Origin of the sequence: Mesorhizobium sp. M0011 (assembly GCF_040324155.1) — a bacterium.
GTDB lineage: Bacteria > Pseudomonadota > Alphaproteobacteria > Rhizobiales > Rhizobiaceae > Mesorhizobium.
Genome location: NZ_JAMYVQ010000018.1, coordinates 66,049 through 83,132, shown reverse-complemented (window position 1 = coordinate 83,132; position 17,084 = coordinate 66,049). Strand labels below are relative to the sequence as shown.

Below are 17,084 nucleotides of genomic sequence, written 5' to 3'. Positions count from 1 at the left end.
TGAAGGGCCAGCCCGGCTTACGAGCTTCAACAATTCTTGACCGCGACCGAGCGCGCAATTGACCGGAGGCGCTCAAAACCCTAGTTTAGAACTATTCTAAACTAGGGTGAATTCCTCATGCTTTCCCGTGTTTTCGGCTTCGGCCGCCGTCCCTTCGAATCGCTGTCCGAACAGGAGATCCTGGCGCTGGCCATTTCGTCCGAGGAGGATGATGGACGCATCTACCGCGCCTATGCCGACGGGCTGACGGAAAACTTCCCGCAATCGGCGAAAGTGTTCGAGGAGATGGCCGAGGAAGAGGATGGCCATCGCGATGCGCTGATCGAGCTTTTCCGCAAGCGGTTCGGCGAGCGCATACCGCTGATCCGGCGCGAACATGTGAAGGGTTATTACGAGCGCAAGCCCGACTGGCTGGTCCGGCCGCTCGGCATCGAGCACGTGCGCAGCCAAGCCGAGGCGATGGAGCGGCAAGCCTACCTTTTCTATGTCGAGGCGGCCAAGCGCACGGCAGATGCCTCGACGCGAAAACTGCTCGACGATCTGGCGGTGGCCGAACTGGGCCATGAGACCCTGGCGCAGCGGCTGGAGCAGAAACATGTACCGGGCGCCGTCAAGGCCGAGGAGGCCAGCGCCGAGCAGCGCCAGTTCATCCTTACCTATGTGCAACCAGGGCTGGCCGGGCTGATGGATGGATCGGTGTCGACGCTGGCGCCGATCTTTGCCGCTGCCTTTGCCACGCATGACACCTGGCAGACGCTGTTGGTCGGGCTTGCCGCTTCGATCGGCGCCGGCATTTCGATGGGCTTCACCGAGGTCGCTTCCGACGACGGCAAGCTGTCGGGCCGCGGCTCGCCGATCAAGCGCGGTTTGACCGTCGGCATCATGACGACGTTGGGCGGTCTCGGACACGCGCTCCCCTATCTCATTCCGAGCTTCTGGACGGCGACGGGTGTCGCTGCAGTGGTGGTGTTCTTCGAACTGTGGGCGATCGCTTTTGTCCAGAACCGCTACATGCAGACGCCCTTCCTGCGTGCCGCCTTCCAGGTGGTGCTGGGCGGCGCCCTGGTGTTCGCGGCCGGCGTGCTGATCGGGAATGCGTAACCGCAAAGCGCCCCCTCACCCAGCCTCCGCTTCGCTCGGCTGACCTCTCCCCGAGGGGAGAGGAGACTACCAGCGCCGGCGCCAACTCTTCTCCCCTGGGGGAGAAGGTGGCCGCGAAGCGGCCGGATGAGGGGGCGACGGCGCGGCGATCGGCTACCACTCACCCATTCACCGCCCGGCTATCCCTAGGCGCCTCGTCCCTCTCCGTCAGCCCATAATCCCTCACCACATGGGCGATGCGCAGTCGGTAGCCGGCAAAGATGCCGCCACGACCGGCCTGCTGCGCCTGCCGGTGTTCTTCGGTGCTGCGCCAGGCCTTGACCGCTTCCTCGTCGCGCCAGAACGACAGCGACAGGACGCGGTTCGGATCGGCCAGGCTCTGGAAGCGCTCGATCGACAGAAAGCCGTCGATGCCGTCGAGCAGCGGCCGCAGATCGGCGGCGATGCTCAGATATGCATCGCGCCTGCCCGCCGCCGGCTCGACCTCGAAGATGACGGCAATCACGGCAGCACCAGTTTCGCGTGCGGGCCCGAGACGTGCTTCAGGAACATGCGGTCCTCCTTGAGGATGAATCTTTCACGCTTGGCAAACTCGTAGTTTGCCTTGCCGGCGGGATGGGCGGCAAGTCGCGCGCGGTAGGCCTCATAGGCCGCCAGGCTGTCGATGTTGTAGGCGGCATAGGCCGTTGTCGCCGAGCCTTCATGAGGCGCGTAATAACCGATCAAATCGGCGCCGCAGCGTGGAATGGCCTGGCCCCAGTTGCGGGCGTACTCCTCGAAGGCCGCCTTGCCGAACGGGTCGATCTCATAGCGGATGAAGCAAGTGATGGTCATTGTGGTCTCCTCGGGATTGCGTCAATAGTTCGAGCCGCATCGAAACGTCCTGCCGCCCGATCTGCTAGGGCTGCCAGAAGGATTTCGCGCATTCGCGGCGCACGTCTTGCCGTGTAAGGCCAAGATCGCGCAGCTGATGATCGTCGATCTCGGCAAGGTCGAGGCGCTGCAGATGACGGTCATACCAGCGGGCCAGCAGCCGCGAACGCAACCAGGTGACGAACGGGAACGATTGTCGGCTGGGAAGCGCCGAGGGGAAAGCGGTTCGTGCGGCCATCGTCGTCTCCTTGATCTCACCTGAGAATAGTGATTATCTGACAAGGATGCTTCGATGAGGAACGAACCATGCGCGAAGGACCAGACATCGCCCGCATCGCCAGCCTGGTCGGCGACCCGGCACGGGCAAACATGCTGAATGCCCTGATGGGCGGCACGGCGCTGACGGCGAGCGAGCTGGCGCTCGAGGCCGGCGTCTCGCTGCCGACCGCCAGCTCGCACCTGGGCAAACTGATGGAAGGTGGGCTGCTCACGGTGGCGAGCCAGGGCCGGCATCGCTATTACGGCCTCGCCGGACCGCAGGTGGCGGGCATGATCGAAGCCATCACAGGTGTCGCGGAAGCCGTCGGTCCAAAGCGTGTGCGCCCGGGTCCGCGCGATGGCGCCATGCGCGTGGCGCGCGTCTGCTACGATCACCTCGCTGGCGAGCAGGCGGTGACGATGCTCGATCGGCTCGTCGCCAAAAACGTGCTGGTCCGCGACGAACAGGAGATCAGGCTCGGTCCTTCGGCCGCATCGCATTTCGCAGCGATAGGCATCGACGTCTACACCAAGCCGCGACGGCCGGTGTGCCGCGCTTGCCTCGACTGGAGCGTGCGGCGCTCACACCTGGCCGGCACACTGGGCGCCGCCATCCTCGACAAGATCCTTGCCGAGAAATGGGCGCGCCGCGAGAAGGACAGCCGCGCGGTGATCTTCTCGCCGCCGGGCAAGCAGGCGTTTGAGAGGGTGTTTTTGAGTTGAGGTGTTGGCGCTCGCTCACACCTTCACGAGGCTCCCCCCCGCTTCAACACCTTCCCCCGCCCGAAAAACTCCTTCCACGGATCGGCTTTCGCCAACTGCTTCAGCGTCGTCTTGTCGCCGATCGGGAAAGCGTTCGGCGTCAGCCCGGCCTCGATCTCGGCCCAGGTCACCGGCATCGACACGGTGGCCCCCTTCTTGGCGCGTGACGAATAGGGCGCGACCGTCGTCGAGCCCCTGCCGTTGCGCAGATAGTCGACGAAGATCTTTCCCGTGCGCGCCTTCTTCGACAGCGTCGCCGTGTAGCGGTCGGGGGCACCCTGCTCCAGCGCCCTGGCGAAATCATGGGCGAAGGTTTTGACCTCCTCCCAATCCGCCGCTGGTCTCAGCGGCACCATGACGTGAAAGCCCTTGCCGCCCGACGTCTTGACGAAGTTCGGCAGCGACAGCTCGTCGAGCTTGCCCCTGATATCAAGTGCCGCCTCGCGGACCGCCTTCACGTCGACACCTTCATCGGGATCGAGATCGAAGATGATCTGGTCGGGCTTTTGGATCTCATCGATCGTGCACCCCCAAATGTGGATCTCGACCACGCCATACTGGACCAGTGCGGCAACACCATCGAAATCCCGGATGTACAGGATCTCCTCGCCGTCACTAGGGTCCTTCATGCGGGCGATCTTGTCGCTCATGCCGGCCGAGGCATGTTTCTGGAAGAAACGCTGGCCACCGACACCGTCCGGCGCCCGCACCAAGCTGAGCGGCCGGTTGACGACAAACTGTTCCATGCGCGGCCAAACCTGCGCGTAATGGTCCAGCAGGCCCCGCTTGGAGATGTTTTCGTCCGGCCACAGCAGCTTGTCGGGATGCGAGAGTTTTACAGTGGTCGTCATCGATCTAGCGGCTTTGCCACCCGGTGCCGGCTTGGCCGTGCTCTCGCCTGTCGATGGCTTGCCTGTCGACGCTTTGGGCTTTTCCTGCACGACTTCCTCCGCCGCCTTGTCCTCGCGCAATCCCTGGAACGAGGCGTGGCGTATTATACGGTCCGAGGTCCAGCTGCGAAACTCCACTTCGCCGACAAGCTCGGGCTTGACCCAGACCAGGCCCTTTCCCTTCGGCACGGCGGTGGAGAAGGGCGATGTTTTTGCCGTCAATGCATCGAGTTTTGCCCTCAGCTCATTGGCGCCCTTGCCCGAAAAACCGGTGCCGACGCGGCCGGCATAATGCAGCTTGCCGCCCTCGTGGAAGCCGACGAGGATCGAGCGCAGTCCGCGCCCGGTCTTGTCGGACGGCAGGTAGCCGCCGATCACGAATTCCTGCCGCGCCGTGCATTTCGATTTGACCCAGGTCGGGCCGCGGCCGCTGCGGTAGGGTGCATCGGCACGCTTGGAGACGACGCCTTCCAGGCCCATGCGGCAGGCATGCTCCAGCATGATCTTGCCAGGTTCGGCGAAATGGTCGCTGAAGCGGACCGCGGGATTGTCGGACTGTTCGCCGAGCAGCTCCTGCAAGGCCTGCTTGCGCTCGACCAGCGGCTCGCGGCGCAAATCCCTTCCGTCGAGGCGCATCAGGTCGAACACGTAATAGACGAACCGATGCGTCCGCTTCGCCGACAGGTCCTGCTGCAGCAGCGCGAAGGAGGAAACGCCGCTGTCGGCGAGCACGACCACCTCGCCATCGATGATGGCGTCGCTGCACTTCAGCCCGGCCAGCTCCGCCACGATCTCGTTGCCGAATTTCTTCGTCCAGTCGAGGCCGGTCCGGGTCAGCAGCCGCACATCGGTGCCGGCTATCTGCGCCTGCATGCGATAGCCGTCGAACTTCACCTCATGCAGCCAGTCCTTGCCCGGCGGTGCATCGCGCTCCAGCGTGGCCAGCTGCGGCTCGATGAAGTCGAGGCGTTTGCCGGGTTTCGCTTTGCCGGCGGCCGGCTTGTTGGAATGCCATACTTTCGGCTTCTCACCCTTTGCGGACTTGCCCTCGCCGACCTCCTCGATGGTCAGGCCGGACTTCACCGATTCCGGCGCCTCCTTGAGAATATCCTCGCCAGGACGCGCTGCGGCATCGTCCGATTTGATCAGCAGCCAGTTGTCGCGCTTTTCACCCGCACGCGGCTTCAGCCGCACCAGATGCCATGCTCCATGCAGCTTGTGTCCCCTGAGCTCAAAGCTGATATGGCCCTTCTTCATCGCCTTGGCCGGGTCGATCTCGGGAGTCCAGGTGCCCTCGTCCCAAACGATAACCGAACCGCCGCCATATTCGCCCTTGGGAATGGTGCCCTCGAACGGCGCATATTCGATCGGGTGGTCCTCGACATGTACGGCGAGCCGCTTCTCATGCGGGTCGAGGCTCGGGCCGCGCGTCACCGCCCAGCTCCATAGCACGCCGTCATGCTCGAGCCGCAGGTCGTAATGCAGCCGCGTCGCGGCATGCTTGTGGATGACGAAGATGCCGCCGACCTCGCTCTTCTTGGCCAGGGCGACCTTGCCGGCCGGTTCAGCGGTCTTCTTGAAATCGCGCTTGGAATGATATTGTTCGAGGCTGGCCATCCGTTGGGTTCCTCAGGCCGATTTGCGTTTGGGCGCGCCGCCTTTCGGCTTGGCGCGTTTGGCCGCCGGCTTGGCTTTCGCCGACGAAGGCTTTTTCGATGACCCGGAGTCCGACAGGCTCTTCTTCAGCGCGTCGAACAGATTGACGACATTGGAAGGTTTGGGCGCCGCCTTGGCCTTGGGCGCCTTATGGCCGGCCTTCTTGGCGCGGATCAACTCCAGCAGCGCGTCCTCGTATTTGTCGTCGAATTTCGAGGGGTCGAACCTGGTCTTCTTCTTGTCGATGATCAGCTCGGCGAGATCGGTCATCTCCTGATCGGTCTTCACTGATTTGATGTCGCCGAACACGGTGTCCGGTTGGCGCACCGTGTTGTCGTAGCGCAGCGTCGTCAGCACCATGCCTTTGCCCAGCGGCTCGATCACCACCGGCCGTTCGCGGTGATAGAGCACGATACGCGCCAGCCCGGCCATCTTCTTGCCCGCCATCGCATCCCGGATGACGGCGAACGCTTCTTCCGACACCTCGTCGGCCGGCGCGACATAGTAGGGCGTGTCGAGATAAATCTGCTGGATCGAAGCTTTGTCGACGAAACCGTCCAGCGCCATCGTGTGCGAGGACTCGATCTGCACCGCCTCGATCTCGTCTTCCTCGATATGAACGAAATCACCATCGTCCAGTTCATAGCCCTTGATCTCGTCGTCCTCACCCAGCGGCTTGCCGGTTTCGGCATCGACATAGAGCCGCTTCACCGTGTTGCCGGTCTTGCGGTTGAGAATGCGAAACGAGACCCGCTCCGTGTGGGTGACGACATTGGTGAGTTCGACGGCACAGGTGACCAGCGAAAGCTTCAGATAGCCTCTCCAGGCCGGACGCGGCGCCATGATATCTTCCTTCCAGAACCAGATGAAGGTGAGAACGGGCGGACCGCGCTCCAGTTCCGCCGCGCGGGCGTTCAGATGCAAAGGGTCGTTTTCCCCGGCGCCAAGTCGCCAGCACGGAAATTTCGCGAGCGCGGCAAAAGTTGAAACAGAACCGCGCACGGGCGACATTCAAACGAAACATATGTGATGCAAAAGTCACATTGACCGGAATGCCGACGAACTGCACCGAAAGACCCCGAATCAGCCGCAATCCAGCCACGAAGCAAGGCATTTTCGACCAGATATTAACATCACGTTCACCGACTATTCACGCCTCGACGCTATGATGACCGCAATTCGGAAGGGACATCCGAAAATCGGGACAGGGACCAGGGTAATGAACTTCCTCGCGCACCTCATCGGCTATGCTGCCGCAATCCGCGAATTCATCGCGCCGACCTATCGGCCCGAGCGCTATTACATGCGCGGCCCCGGCCCGGCCTGCGCCCGCCGCGGCAACTCGCTGGGCGCGCACTGATCATGGCTTTCGAAAATCGCCACGACAGCCGGATCTGCAGGCCCGCCGCCTCTATCCGCGCCACCACCTATCGCGCCGAGCGTCCCGCTCTCGCCGACGGGCGCCGTGCGACATCGCCACGGCTTTGATCCCGACGCTGGCCGGCTTAGTGTCATAGGACACGAGCAGCCGAGGCCAGCGTGACCGACCATTCCCAACCCAGTCGACCCCAGTCAAATCGTCCCCTCGAAACAGTTCTCGACGCACGCCATCCATTGATCGTTTTCGATGGCGTCTGCGTGCTCTGCTCCGGTTTCGTGCGCATGGTGGTCAGGCTCGACCGCCAAGGCCGTTTCCGCTTCGCCACCGCGCAGTCGCCCTTCGGTGAAACGCTGTTCCGGAAGCATGGACTGCGCACGGACTCTTACGAAACCAATCTCGTCCTGATCGACGGCGTCGTCTTCACGCGGCTCGACAGCTTCGTCGCCGTCATGGCGGAACTCGGCTGGCCCTGGCGGGCGGCAAAAGCGCTGTTGCTGCTGCCGCGCCCGCTGCGTGATTGGCTCTACGATCGCATCGCCAAGAACCGCTATGCCCTGTTCGGCAGGAAGGACAGCTGCGAGATACCCGCACCCGAGCTGCGGGAACGGTTCCTTGGCTAGAAAACGTGGCTATGGAGAGCAGCGCGTGAAGCGTCTCATCGTTAACACCGACGGCTTCTGGCGGCTGCGTTGTCCATTTGGGTTGCCAAGGTGGCTGTGATCGCGGCCCACATTGTTCGAAGCTGCCGAGGGTAGCCGCTTCCGCATTCCCGGCGAGATTTCTCATCTGCTCTGAAGGCCGATCACGCATTATCGAGGTTGGCTCGTGCCATCCGGCCCGCACGGTTCCAGCACGATCGGTCCGCCTGCAGCCATGCCCAGTTCCCTGCAGCCCTGAACCGTGCACAGTGTCCAGCCGTCTCCGGTCGCGCCGGAAGCGGCGAGCACAACGCGTCGTTGTGGGTCGATCTCTGGCGCATAGCTCCACCAACCCTCCTTCAGCAGCGCGCCTTCCGGTGGCTCCATGCCGGCGCCCGAGCCCTTGATCCGGGCCTCGACCAGCTGCAGGCCGGAAGGCATCACTTTCCAGTCCTCCTCCCAGCGCGTCCGTTCCACCGAATGCGTCCAGGACAAAGTGAAGGCGGCGACGGAGAGCGTCACCGTCTTGCCGGCGGCCAGGATGCACAGGCTCATGCTTTAGCGGCCTGCCGTGAGCGAAAACAGTGCCAGCCGATCCAGGCCAGCGCCAGCACCCAGCCGGCCTCGTCGGTGAGCGGCACCGCAGCGACCAGAAGCACGCCGGCCGCGAAGGCGATGAGCCGTTCCCACAACGCCATGCGGCGGGCGAGAAAGCCGACGGCGGCGGCACCCCACAACACGATGCCCATGCACGCCTTGGCGACGATGTATGCGACCTCGGCGGGATAGCCGAACTGGGCGGCGATTGGCCCGGCGTCCTGCAGCATCAGCGCCGGCGTATAGACCGCCATGAACGGCACGACGAAGCCGGCAATAGCCAGCTTGGTCGCCTGGATGCCGATCTTGAGGCCGCTTTCCCTAGCCATCGGTGCGGCGGCAAACGCGGCCAGCGCCACCGGCGGCGTCAAATCGGCCATGATGCCGAAATAGAACACGAACATGTGGCTGACCAGCAGAGGCACGCCGAGTTCCAGCAGCGCCGGCCCGGCCAGCGACGAGGTGATGATGTAGTTGGGGATGGTCGGGATGCCCATGCCGAGCACCAGGCAGGTGACCATGGTCAACACCAGCGACAGGAACAGATTGTCCTGGCCGATCGAGATGATCCAGCCGATGAAGGTCGAGGCGATGCCGGTCAGCGTCAGCGTGCCGATGACGATGCCGACGATGGCGCAGGCAATGCCGACCGGCAGCGCGTTCTTGGCGCCTTCGGCAAGCGAGTCGACGCAGATTTGCAACGTCGCGCGGCCGCCCTTGAACGTGAAGCAGGCAACGATCAGTGCGGCGATCACCAGGCCGAGGAGGTTGACGCCGAACTTCATGAACGAAGCGGCGGCAAGCCCGAGGGCGATCCAGAAGACGATGCGGAAGGCGAGCGGTCCGATCGCCGCCGCCAGCGGCGTGCCGAGGATGAGCACGATGGTCAGCGCCAGGCCCATCGTGCCGGCGAAGATCGGCGTGTAGCCGGCAAACAGCAGGTAGATGAGCGCTGCCAGCGGCAGCACCAGCGGCCAGTGTTGCCGCACCGCGTCCCATGGATTGGGCAGGTCCGCCTTGGCCATGCCGTGCAGGCCGGCCTTGCCGGCTTCCAGATGCACCTGCCAGAAGCAGGCGCCGAAATAGAGCAGCGCCGGGATGATCGCCGCCTTGACCACCTCGGCATAAGGCACGTTCAGCGTCTCGGCCATGATGAAGGCGACGGCGCCCATCACCGGGGGCATGATCTGGCCGCCCATCGAGGAGGTCGCCTCGACGGCGCCGGCAAAGGCCGAGCGGAAGCCGAAGCGCTTCATCAGCGGGATGGTGAACTGGCCGCTGGCCACCACATTGGCGACGCCCGAGCCGGAAATGGTGCCCATCAGCGCCGACGACAGCACGCAGACCTGCGCCGGGCCGCCGCGCCATGTGCCGACAAGGCCCAGCGCGAAATCGTTGAACAGCGCGATCATGCCGGCACGTTCGAGGAAGGCGGCAAAGACGACGAAGATGAAGATGTAGGCGGCCGAGACATAGATCGGCGTGCCGTAGATGCCTTCGGTGCCGTAGGCGAAGGTGTCGACCAGCTGGGCGAAATCATAGCCGCGATGGATGAGCGGCGGCGGCAGATGGTTGCCGAAAAAGCAGTAAGCGAGAAAGATGAAGGCGATGACCGCCAGCGGCAGGCCCATCAGCCGCCGCGCCGCCTCGAAGACCAGCACCACCAGCACAGCGCCGACGATCAGGTCCGGCGTGGTCAGGAAGCCGGAGCGCCGGATGAGGTCGGTGTAGAACACCCAATTGTAGAGGCCGGTGCCGAAACCGAGCACGCCGAGCGTCCAGAACGCGGCTTTGGCCGGCATGCTTTTGGCGCGCAGATTGGCGATCAGGCCGAAGCCGAGCAGCAGCAGGAAGCCGACATGCATGGCCCGCACCACCTGGCTCGGAATGCTGCCATAGGCGGCGACATAGATCTGGAACACGGAAAAGGCGACAGCGATGAGAAAAGCGGCCTTGCCTGCAAGGCCGTCGCCGAAGCCCGGCGGCAGCCCTTCAACCTGCTCTTCGACGGCAGGGAGATGGAAGGTGGCGGATTTGCCGTCGGTTATTTCGCTCATCCGACGCACTTCAAAACAAGCGAATTGTGGCCTGGCGAGTACATCTCAGATAGCCGAGCCACCCACTCTACTTCAGCAACCCCTTCTCCTTGTAATAACGCTCGGCACCGGGGTGCAGCGGCACCGGCATGCCGTCGAGCGCCTTGGCCGGGTCGATCGCCTTGGCAGCGGCATGCGCCGCGGCAAGCTGGTCGAGATGGTCGAATATCAGCTTGGTCAACTGGTAGGCGGTCTCGTCGGAGACATCGGCGCGGGTGATGAGGAAATTGCCGACGGCGGCGGTCGCGACATCCTCGCTCTGGCCCTCATAGGTGCCCTTGGGAATGACCACCGAAAGATAGGGCGAGCCGATTTTGGCGACATCCTCGGCCGGCACCGCCACGACATTGATCGGCACCGAGGTGGCGAGGTCGCGGATCGAGGCGACGCCGAGCCCGGCCGATTGCAGCGTGGCGTCGAGCTGCCGGTTCTTGATCAGCTCGACCGATTCGGCGAAGGGCAGATACTCGACCCGGCCGAGATCCTCATATTTCAGCCCGGCGGCGGCGAAGATGGCGCGGGCGTTGAGCTCGGTGCCGGAGGCAGGCGCGCCGACCGACAGGCTCTTGCCCTTGAGATCGGCCAGCGTCTTGATGCCGGACTCCTGGCTGGCGACGATCTGGATATAATTGGGATAGATGGCGGCGATGCCGCGCAATTTATCGAGCTTGCCGGGGAAACCGGCCTCGGCATTGCCATCGGCGGCCAGCTTGACGGAATCGCCCAGCGCAAAGGCGATCTCGCCCTTGCCCTGCTGCAACAGATTGAGGTTTTCGACCGAAGCCTTTGTCGCCTGCACCTGGGTGCGTGCGCCTTCGATGCCCTTGCCGTAGATTTCCGACAGCGCCACGCCGAGCGGATAATAGACGCCGGATGTGCCGCCGGTCAGCACATTGATGAATTCCTGCGCCCTGGCTGAGATGGTGCCCAGGCCAAGCGAGAGCGCCACGGCGCCGGCTGCAACGAATTTCGTTTTGAAATTGAACATCGGATCTCCTCCCTGAAAATATCGACGACCGCACCGCCTCCTAGATGCGAACCGGGGCGAGTTTAGACAGCGAGCCGCAAATGCCAACCCGCAATTGCGCTCGTTAGACGAACGGTTGAGGGATCAGGAAACAGATGGCCGCTTGCATAAAAAGCCATCGGGGCCGAAAGTTTTTTGAGCAGCCTGTCGAAATCGGCCACTGCCGCGCGACATACGTCCGGCCTCGCAAGGACGCGGCCTTCGCAAAACGGGAGAAGACCATGCGATACATGATTTTGATCAATAGCGACGAAGCCGCATTGGCGAACACGCCGATCGAGAAGGCCCAGCAGATGAGCGCGGCCTATGGCGCCTATACCGAAGCGTTGAAGAAATCCGGTGCGTGGCTGGCTGGCGAAAGGCTGCGCCCGACCCAGGCCACCACCTCGGTGCGGATCGCTGACGGCAAGACCAACGTGATCGACGGCCCCTATGCCGACACCAAGGAGCAGCTTGCCGGCTTCTACATGATCGAGGCGGCTGACATCGATACAGCCATCGAATGGGCGGCACGCTGTCCGGCAGCCAGCACCGGCACGGTCGAATTGCGGCCGATCTGGGAAATGGCCGACTACATGCCCAAGAAATGACGGTGATGGACAGTCGCCCGGCAGAGCTACGGCAAGCTGGTCGCCTGGCTCGCGGCGCGCACGCGCGACGTGGCCGCCGCCGAGGACGCGCTGGCCGATGCCTTTGCCGCCGCCCTCGAGCGCTGGCCGCGAACCGGCGTGCCGGAAAAGCCGGAAGCCTGGCTGCTGGCGGTGGCGCGGCGGCGCCGTGTCGATGCGGTGCGGCGGCGGCTCACCAGCGAGGCCGGCCGCGAGCATCTCAAGCTGATTGCGCAGGAGGCGGAGGCACGCATGACCGAGGAAGATCTGCCCGACGATCGGCTGCGGCTGATGTTCGCTTGCGCCCATCCGGCGATCGAATCGAGCGTACGCTCGCCACTTATCCTGCAGACGGTGCTGGGGTTCGACGCCGCGACGATCGCCTCCGCCTTCCTGGTCTCGCCCGCAACCATGGGCCAGCGCCTGGTGCGCGCCAAGACCCGCATCCGTGAAACCGGCATTCCGTTCCGCGTGCCGGAGCGGGCCGAACTCGGCGAAAGGCTGGACGCGGTGCTGGAGGCGATCTACGCCGCCTTCGCCGAAGGCTGGTCCGACCCGGCGGGCACCGAAACGCGCCGCCGCAATCTGGCGACCGAAGGCATCTGGCTCGGCCGCCTGGTGGCTTCGCTGTTGCCGGAAGAGCCCGAGGCACTGGGCCTCTTGTCGCTGATGCTGTTTGCCGAGGCGCGCCGCACCGCACGGCGCGATGCGGCCGGCGACTTCGTGCCACTGGCGGAACAGGATTGCCTTCTATGGGACCGCGCCCTCATCGATGAGGCCGAGGCGCTGCTTTCCCACGCTGCGGCCAAGGGCGTCATCGGCCGCTACCAGCTTGAGGCGGCCGTGCAGTCCGCGCATGCGGCACGAAGGCTGACCGGCCGCACCGACTGGGCGGCGATCCAGGAACTCTACGACGCGCTGCTTTCGATCGCAGGATCGCCGGTGGTGGCGATAAACCGCGCGGTGGCGATCGCCGAGGCCGAGGGCGCAGTGGCCGGATTGGCGGCTCTTTACGTGCTGGGCGACGACAAGCGACTTGACGAGTACCAGCCCTATTGGGCCGCACGCGCCGGTCTCCTGGCCAGGCTTGGTCAGGTACCGCAAGCCTGCGAAGCCTATGACCGGGCGATCGGCCTCGAGCGCGACCCGGCGGTGCGCCGGTTCCTGCAGGGAAAACGGGCAGTGCTCAGAAATTGAGCTTCAGCCCGGCCACATCTCATGCGATGTGTTGAGCGTCCTCATCAGCGGATGGTCGCGCAGTTTCGACCACAGACGCTCGATGTCAGGCCAGGCCGCGCGCGCCCTATCGACGTCGGGATGCCAGGCCACCAGCATGACGAGATAGATGTCGGCCAGCGACAGTTGGTCGCCGACCAGCCAGTCACGGCCTTGGAGAGCGGCATCAAGAACGGCAAAGCCGCGGTCCATCTCGGCCACGGCCGCCTGCTTGACCGCCTTGGTGCCTTCGGGGTCGGCCGTGTAGCGGTATGCGTAGTAGAAACGCAGCACCGCCGAATAGAGCACACGACATGAATGCCATCCAGCGCAGGAAATCCGCGCGGGCAGGCGCATCGGCCGCCGGCGCCAAATTGGCATCGGGATGACGCTCGGCAAGCAGGATTCAGATCGCCGCCGATTCGGTCATCGAGCTTCCGTCCGGCAGGGTCAGCACCGGCACCTGGTTCAACGGACTGATGTCGAGGAAGGCGGGATCGGGCCGGTCGGTCTTCGGCACGTCGATCTGCTCAAATGGTACATTGGCCAGCGCCAGCGCCGCCTCGACCACGAAGCCGCCGCTGCCGGGACGGGTATAAAGCTTGTACATGAAATTCTCCCCCGGCCCGCGCAAAGCAGGCCGGGGGCGATATGAACCGGAAGCGGTGTCGCGCTCAAGCCGCCGATGGCGGCCACGGGCATTTTTTCAGCGGGCCAGCTTGGCCACGAAGAAGCGTCGGACTACGACCCCAGCCCCTCGAACAGGATCGTCGACAGATAACGCTCGGCGAAGGACGGGATGACCACCACAAGGTTCTTGCCCTTGTTCTCCGGCCGCGAGCCGACGACGATGGCCGCCTGCAGGGCGGCGCCCGAAGAGATGCCGACCGGCACGCCTTCGAGGCGGGCGACGAGGCGGGCATTGGCCACGGAATCCTCGTTCGACACTTTGACGATCTCGTCATAGATCGTCGTGTCGAGGATTTTGGGCGCAAAGCCGGCGCCGATGCCCTGGATCTTGTGCGGGCCGGGCTGGCCGCCCGACAGAACCGGCGAGGAGTCCGGCTCGACGGCGACGACATGCACGGAGGGCTTGCGCTTCTTCAGCACCTGGCCGACGCCGGTGATGGTGCCGCCGGTGCCGATGCCGGCGACGAAGATATCGACTGCGCCATGCGTATCGTTCCAGATTTCCTCGGCTGTCGTCGTGCGGTGGATTTCCGGATTGGCCGGATTCTCGAACTGCTGCGGGATGATCGCGTTGGGGATCGTCGCTGCCAGTTCGTCGGCCTTGGCGATGGCGCCCTTCATACCTTTCGGGCCTTCTGTCAGCACCAGCTCCGCGCCGAGCAGCGCCAGCATTTTCCGGCGCTCGATCGACATCGTTTCGGGCATCGTCAGGATCAGCTTGTAGCCCTTGGCGGCAGCGGCGAAGGCAAGCGCGATGCCGGTGTTGCCCGACGTCGGTTCGATCAGCGTGGTCTTGCCGGGAGAGATCTTGCCCGACGCCTCCAGCGCCTCGATCATCGCCACGCCGATGCGGTCCTTGACCGAGGCGATCGGGTTGAAGAATTCAAGCTTGGCGATGAGATTGGCGACGATGCCCTTTTCCCGAGCGAACTTGTCGAGCCGCACCAGAGGCGTATCGCCGATCGTGTCGGTGATGGAATCGTAGACGCGGCCGCGGCCGGGCACGCGGGCTGATGTGGGCTTGTTCATTGGTTTCGCTCCCAGAATTTCAGGCAAGTGGATTTGCGGGCAACATAGGACCTTCGACCGCGCAAGATAGACTGTCGATTGAAAATATCCGAGTGGGACCTGTGTCTAAAACAGTGCCGTCTCGGAAAAGCATTTCCCGCAAAGGCCTGTTTGCGAAATGCTTTGGCCGAAAGCCCGCTATTGGCGGGCGGCAATCGCTGCAGCGGCACCGACCATGAAGCCGGCAGCCGTACGGTTCAGCGCCTTGAGCGCGCGCGGCGATTTCAGGAACCAGCGCGCCTTGGCGGCCAGCGCCAGATACGGCACCAGCACCACCAGAAGCACGACGACCGTCAGCGCGACGAGAATGCCGTAGTCGGCCAGCGTAATGGTTTTCAGGTCGACGATGGTCGGCGTGATGGCGAGATAGAAGATCATCGTCTTCGGATTGCCGAGCGTGACAGTCAGGCCGGCGGCAAAGCTCGACAGCAAGCCGCCCTTGCCTTTTCTGGCCTCGACGGTCTCGGGCGTGATGCCGCTGTTCCAGAAGCGCCAGCCGAGGAAGGCGAGATAGGCGACGCCGAGCCATTTGATTGCCAGGAAAACCATGCCGAAACTCTGTGCAACGATGGCGAGGCCGAGCACCACGGCGGTCAGATAGGTGATGTCGCCAACCATCAGGCCAAAGGACATCGCCAGCGACGAGCGGAAGCCGGAGCCGAGCGCACGGGCGACCAGCGCGGTGATGCCGGGACCAGGAATCGCGGCGGCGATGCCGAGAGCGGCGCTGTAGGCGAGGAATCCGGTGAGGGTCATGGTTGCGGCCTTGCGCGACGCTGCTATCACGGCATCCTATCGCACAAAGCCCGGCGGGCGTGAATTCCCTGAAACTCGGATTCGATTGCACCACGCCTGTGCGAGTTGCGCTCAGGAACGACCGTCGCCATGGGTGACACGCCAGATGGTGCCGTTGCCGTCCTCGGTGACGATCAGCGCGCCATCCAGGGCCACCGCCACGCCGACCGGCCGCCCCCACACCTCGCCGTTTGAGACGACGAAGCCGGTGATGAAATCCTCATATTCGCCGGTTGGCTTGCCGTCCTTGAACAGCAACCGCACCACCTTGTAGCCGGTCCGGTTGCCGCGGTTCCATGACCCGTGCAGAGCGACGAAAGCATCGCCCTTGTATTCAGCCGGAAAGCTCTTCCCCTCGTAGAAGGCAATGTTGAGCGGCGCCGAATGCGCCTGCATCAGCACATCGGGAACGGTCGTTTTGCCGGCAAGATCGGGGCGCGCACCCTTGTGGCGCGGATCCTCATTGTCGCCGATGTAGTACCAGGGCCAGCCATAGAAGGCGCCCTCCTTGACCACGGTCGCGTATTCGGGCGGCACATTGTCGCCAAGCGCATCGCGTTCGTTGACGACGCACCACAGCGCGCCGGTCGCCGGCTGCACGGTCATGCCCGAGCAGTTGCGCAGGCCGGTGGCAACGATGCGGCCGCTCTTGCCATCGGGATCGAAGGCCAGCACATCGGCGCGGCCATCTTCGGATCCCCATGGCGCGCCGAGCGCCTGCGACGCCGCCCAGGCGTCGAGTCCGCCCTTCGGCTCCTGGCCCATGTCCTCGGCGACATTCGATCCCGAGCCGACCGACAGATAAAGCGTCTTGCCGTCCGGCGAAAAAGCGATGTCGCGGGTCCAGTGGTGATTGGCCGGGATGTTGTCGACGATGGTTTCTGGATCGCCGGAGGCCTTCAGGTCGCCATTGCGGTAGGCAAAACGCACGATGCTGTCGCTATTGGCGACATAGACCCATTGCGGGTCAGCGCCTGGCGGATAGAAGGCAATACCATAGGGCTGGTTGAGATTGCCGGCAAAGATGCCGTCCTGCGCAGGCTTCGCACTGCCTTCGGCCAGACGGTAGATGCGGACTTGGTTGGCCTCGCTGTCGGCGACGAACAGGTCGCCATTCGGCGCGACGCGCACGACGCGTGGATTGTCGATGCCCGATGCAACCAGCTCGGCCGAGAACCCCGGCGGCAGTTGCAGCTTCGCGTCTGCCGGCATGTCCGCAACGCCGGCGCTGTTCGAGGTCGACCGGGTGGCATAGGGCTTAGGCAGATCGTCCGGTCTGATCAGGCGGCGTGTGCCCGGCTTGTCCGCTCGCCAGTCGCCGAATGCGGCCGCGCCTTTGAGCACCGGATCGTCCGCCTGCTGGGCGAATGAAGCGGTCGAGAGAAACAGTGCGGCGGAAATTGCGGGGCCGGCAAAACGCATCATTCGG

At 64.0% G+C, this 17,084-nt stretch carries 16 protein-coding genes and 2 pseudogenes; 6 read left to right on the top strand and 12 right to left on the bottom strand.

Annotated elements, in window-relative coordinates; all coding sequences use genetic code 11:
* Positions 1 to 117 precede the first annotated feature (117 nt).
* A complete protein-coding gene (gene mbfA, locus NKK51_RS19920; RefSeq protein ID WP_352554346.1) occupies positions 118 to 1,101 on the top strand; it encodes an iron exporter MbfA in 984 nt (327 codons plus the stop codon).
* A gap of 160 nt (positions 1,102 to 1,261) precedes the next feature.
* On the opposite strand, the gene NKK51_RS19915 is transcribed toward mbfA, so the two are convergent.
* The 3 genes from NKK51_RS19915 to NKK51_RS19905 form a co-directional block, all read right to left on the bottom strand.
* Positions 1,262 to 1,606, bottom strand: coding sequence for an antibiotic biosynthesis monooxygenase family protein (locus tag NKK51_RS19915; protein ID WP_023813494.1), 345 nt, complete (start codon positions 1,604 to 1,606; stop codon positions 1,262 to 1,264).
* Positions 1,603 to 1,935 (bottom strand): NIPSNAP family protein, encoded by a 333-nt coding sequence (locus tag NKK51_RS19910; protein WP_023813495.1) that lies wholly within the window; start codon positions 1,933 to 1,935, stop codon positions 1,603 to 1,605. The genes NKK51_RS19915 and NKK51_RS19910 overlap by 4 nt, the downstream gene beginning before the upstream one ends.
* A 64-nt stretch (positions 1,936 to 1,999) precedes the next feature.
* A complete protein-coding gene (locus NKK51_RS19905) occupies positions 2,000 to 2,212 on the bottom strand; it encodes a DUF1127 domain-containing protein (protein WP_023813496.1) in 213 nt (70 codons plus the stop codon).
* A gap of 68 nt (positions 2,213 to 2,280) precedes the next feature.
* Here NKK51_RS19905 and NKK51_RS19900 point away from each other — a divergent pair, with 68 nt between their 5' ends.
* The gene (locus NKK51_RS19900) at positions 2,281 to 2,955 is read left to right on the top strand and encodes an ArsR/SmtB family transcription factor (protein WP_352554345.1); all 675 of its coding nucleotides are present in this window, start codon (positions 2,281 to 2,283) and stop codon (positions 2,953 to 2,955) included.
* 23 nt (positions 2,956 to 2,978) lie between these two features.
* Here the strand turns inward: NKK51_RS19900 and ligD are convergent, their stop codons facing one another.
* Both ligD and ku read right to left on the bottom strand, forming a co-directional pair.
* Entirely contained in the window at positions 2,979 to 5,501 is a 2,523-nt protein-coding gene (gene ligD, locus NKK51_RS19895; protein WP_352554344.1) for a DNA ligase D, read from the bottom strand.
* Positions 5,502 to 5,513: 12 nt separating this feature from the next.
* Positions 5,514 to 6,383: a non-homologous end joining protein Ku gene (gene ku, locus NKK51_RS19890; protein ID WP_352554384.1), complete on the bottom strand. Its 870-nt coding sequence runs from the start codon at positions 6,381 to 6,383 to the stop codon at positions 5,514 to 5,516.
* 376 nt (positions 6,384 to 6,759) lie between these two features.
* On the opposite strand from ku, the gene NKK51_RS19885 reads away from it, so the two are divergent.
* Positions 6,760 to 6,900 carry a hypothetical protein gene (locus NKK51_RS19885; RefSeq protein ID WP_023813501.1) on the top strand — a complete coding sequence of 47 codons (141 nt, stop codon included), beginning with the start codon at positions 6,760 to 6,762 and terminating at the stop codon, positions 6,898 to 6,900.
* 179 nt (positions 6,901 to 7,079) lie between these two features.
* Complete coding sequence (locus tag NKK51_RS19880; protein WP_502902475.1) at positions 7,080 to 7,541, top strand: thiol-disulfide oxidoreductase DCC family protein; 462 nt, start codon at positions 7,080 to 7,082, stop codon at positions 7,539 to 7,541.
* A gap of 189 nt (positions 7,542 to 7,730) precedes the next feature.
* Here the strand turns inward: NKK51_RS19880 and NKK51_RS19875 are convergent, their stop codons facing one another.
* The 3 genes from NKK51_RS19875 to NKK51_RS19865 form a co-directional block, all read right to left on the bottom strand.
* Positions 7,731 to 8,114, bottom strand: a complete 384-nt coding sequence (locus NKK51_RS19875) for a DUF1850 domain-containing protein (protein WP_352554342.1) — start codon at positions 8,112 to 8,114, stop codon at positions 7,731 to 7,733.
* Positions 8,111 to 10,213 (bottom strand): TRAP transporter permease, encoded by a 2,103-nt coding sequence (locus NKK51_RS19870; protein ID WP_352554341.1) that lies wholly within the window; start codon positions 10,211 to 10,213, stop codon positions 8,111 to 8,113. Before NKK51_RS19870 ends, NKK51_RS19875 begins: the two co-directional genes overlap by 4 nt.
* 67 nt (positions 10,214 to 10,280) lie before the next feature.
* Positions 10,281 to 11,240 carry a TAXI family TRAP transporter solute-binding subunit gene (locus NKK51_RS19865; RefSeq protein ID WP_352554340.1) on the bottom strand — a complete coding sequence of 320 codons (960 nt, stop codon included), beginning with the start codon at positions 11,238 to 11,240 and terminating at the stop codon, positions 10,281 to 10,283.
* Positions 11,241 to 11,500: 260 nt separating this feature from the next.
* Between NKK51_RS19865 and NKK51_RS19860 the strand changes: the two genes are divergently transcribed.
* Together NKK51_RS19860 and NKK51_RS19855 are read left to right on the top strand one after the other, a co-directional pair.
* On the top strand, positions 11,501 to 11,869 hold the full coding sequence (locus tag NKK51_RS19860; RefSeq protein WP_031213674.1) for a YciI family protein: 369 nt from the start codon (positions 11,501 to 11,503) through the stop codon (positions 11,867 to 11,869).
* 15 nt (positions 11,870 to 11,884) lie between these two features.
* Positions 11,885 to 13,084: pseudogene (locus NKK51_RS19855) on the top strand (RNA polymerase sigma factor); the annotation flags it as partial.
* Between the two features lie 3 nt (positions 13,085 to 13,087).
* Here the strand turns inward: NKK51_RS19855 and NKK51_RS19850 are convergent.
* The 4 genes and pseudogenes from NKK51_RS19850 to NKK51_RS19835 form a co-directional block, all read right to left on the bottom strand.
* Positions 13,088 to 13,712: pseudogene (locus NKK51_RS19850) on the bottom strand (glutathione S-transferase family protein).
* Positions 13,713 to 13,843: 131 nt separating this feature from the next.
* On the bottom strand, positions 13,844 to 14,821 hold the full coding sequence (cysK, locus tag NKK51_RS19845; protein WP_352554339.1) for a cysteine synthase A: 978 nt from the start codon (positions 14,819 to 14,821) through the stop codon (positions 13,844 to 13,846).
* 177 nt (positions 14,822 to 14,998) lie between these two features.
* Entirely contained in the window at positions 14,999 to 15,616 is a 618-nt protein-coding gene (locus NKK51_RS19840; RefSeq protein WP_352554338.1) for a LysE family translocator, read from the bottom strand.
* 111 nt (positions 15,617 to 15,727) lie between these two features.
* Positions 15,728 to 17,080 (bottom strand): PQQ-dependent sugar dehydrogenase, encoded by a 1,353-nt coding sequence (locus tag NKK51_RS19835; protein WP_023814155.1) that lies wholly within the window; start codon positions 17,078 to 17,080, stop codon positions 15,728 to 15,730.
* Positions 17,081 to 17,084 lie beyond the last annotated feature (4 nt).

What these genes read in the sequence shown, in the direction of transcription:
- mbfA (WP_352554346.1), top strand. Translation starts at nt 118, where the DNA reads ATGCTTTCCCGTGTTTTCGGCTTCGGCCGCCGTCCCTTCGAATCGCTG.
- NKK51_RS19910 (WP_023813495.1), bottom strand. Translation starts at nt 1,935, where the DNA reads ATGACCATCACTTGCTTCATCCGCTATGAGATCGACCCGTTCGGCAAG.
- NKK51_RS19905 (WP_023813496.1), bottom strand. Translation starts at nt 2,212, where the DNA reads ATGGCCGCACGAACCGCTTTCCCCTCGGCGCTTCCCAGCCGACAATCG.
- NKK51_RS19900 (WP_352554345.1), top strand. Translation starts at nt 2,281, where the DNA reads ATGCGCGAAGGACCAGACATCGCCCGCATCGCCAGCCTGGTCGGCGAC.
- ligD (WP_352554344.1), bottom strand. Translation starts at nt 5,501, where the DNA reads ATGGCCAGCCTCGAACAATATCATTCCAAGCGCGATTTCAAGAAGACC.
- ku (WP_352554384.1), bottom strand. Translation starts at nt 6,383, where the DNA reads ATGGCGCCGCGTCCGGCCTGGAGAGGCTATCTGAAGCTTTCGCTGGTC.
- NKK51_RS19885 (WP_023813501.1), top strand. Translation starts at nt 6,760, where the DNA reads ATGAACTTCCTCGCGCACCTCATCGGCTATGCTGCCGCAATCCGCGAA.
- NKK51_RS19875 (WP_352554342.1), bottom strand. Translation starts at nt 8,114, where the DNA reads ATGAGCCTGTGCATCCTGGCCGCCGGCAAGACGGTGACGCTCTCCGTC.
- NKK51_RS19870 (WP_352554341.1), bottom strand. Translation starts at nt 10,213, where the DNA reads ATGAGCGAAATAACCGACGGCAAATCCGCCACCTTCCATCTCCCTGCC.
- NKK51_RS19865 (WP_352554340.1), bottom strand. Translation starts at nt 11,240, where the DNA reads ATGTTCAATTTCAAAACGAAATTCGTTGCAGCCGGCGCCGTGGCGCTC.
- NKK51_RS19860 (WP_031213674.1), top strand. Translation starts at nt 11,501, where the DNA reads ATGCGATACATGATTTTGATCAATAGCGACGAAGCCGCATTGGCGAAC.
- cysK (WP_352554339.1), bottom strand. Translation starts at nt 14,821, where the DNA reads ATGAACAAGCCCACATCAGCCCGCGTGCCCGGCCGCGGCCGCGTCTAC.
- NKK51_RS19840 (WP_352554338.1), bottom strand. Translation starts at nt 15,616, where the DNA reads ATGACCCTCACCGGATTCCTCGCCTACAGCGCCGCTCTCGGCATCGCC.
- NKK51_RS19835 (WP_023814155.1), bottom strand. Translation starts at nt 17,080, where the DNA reads ATGATGCGTTTTGCCGGCCCCGCAATTTCCGCCGCACTGTTTCTCTCG.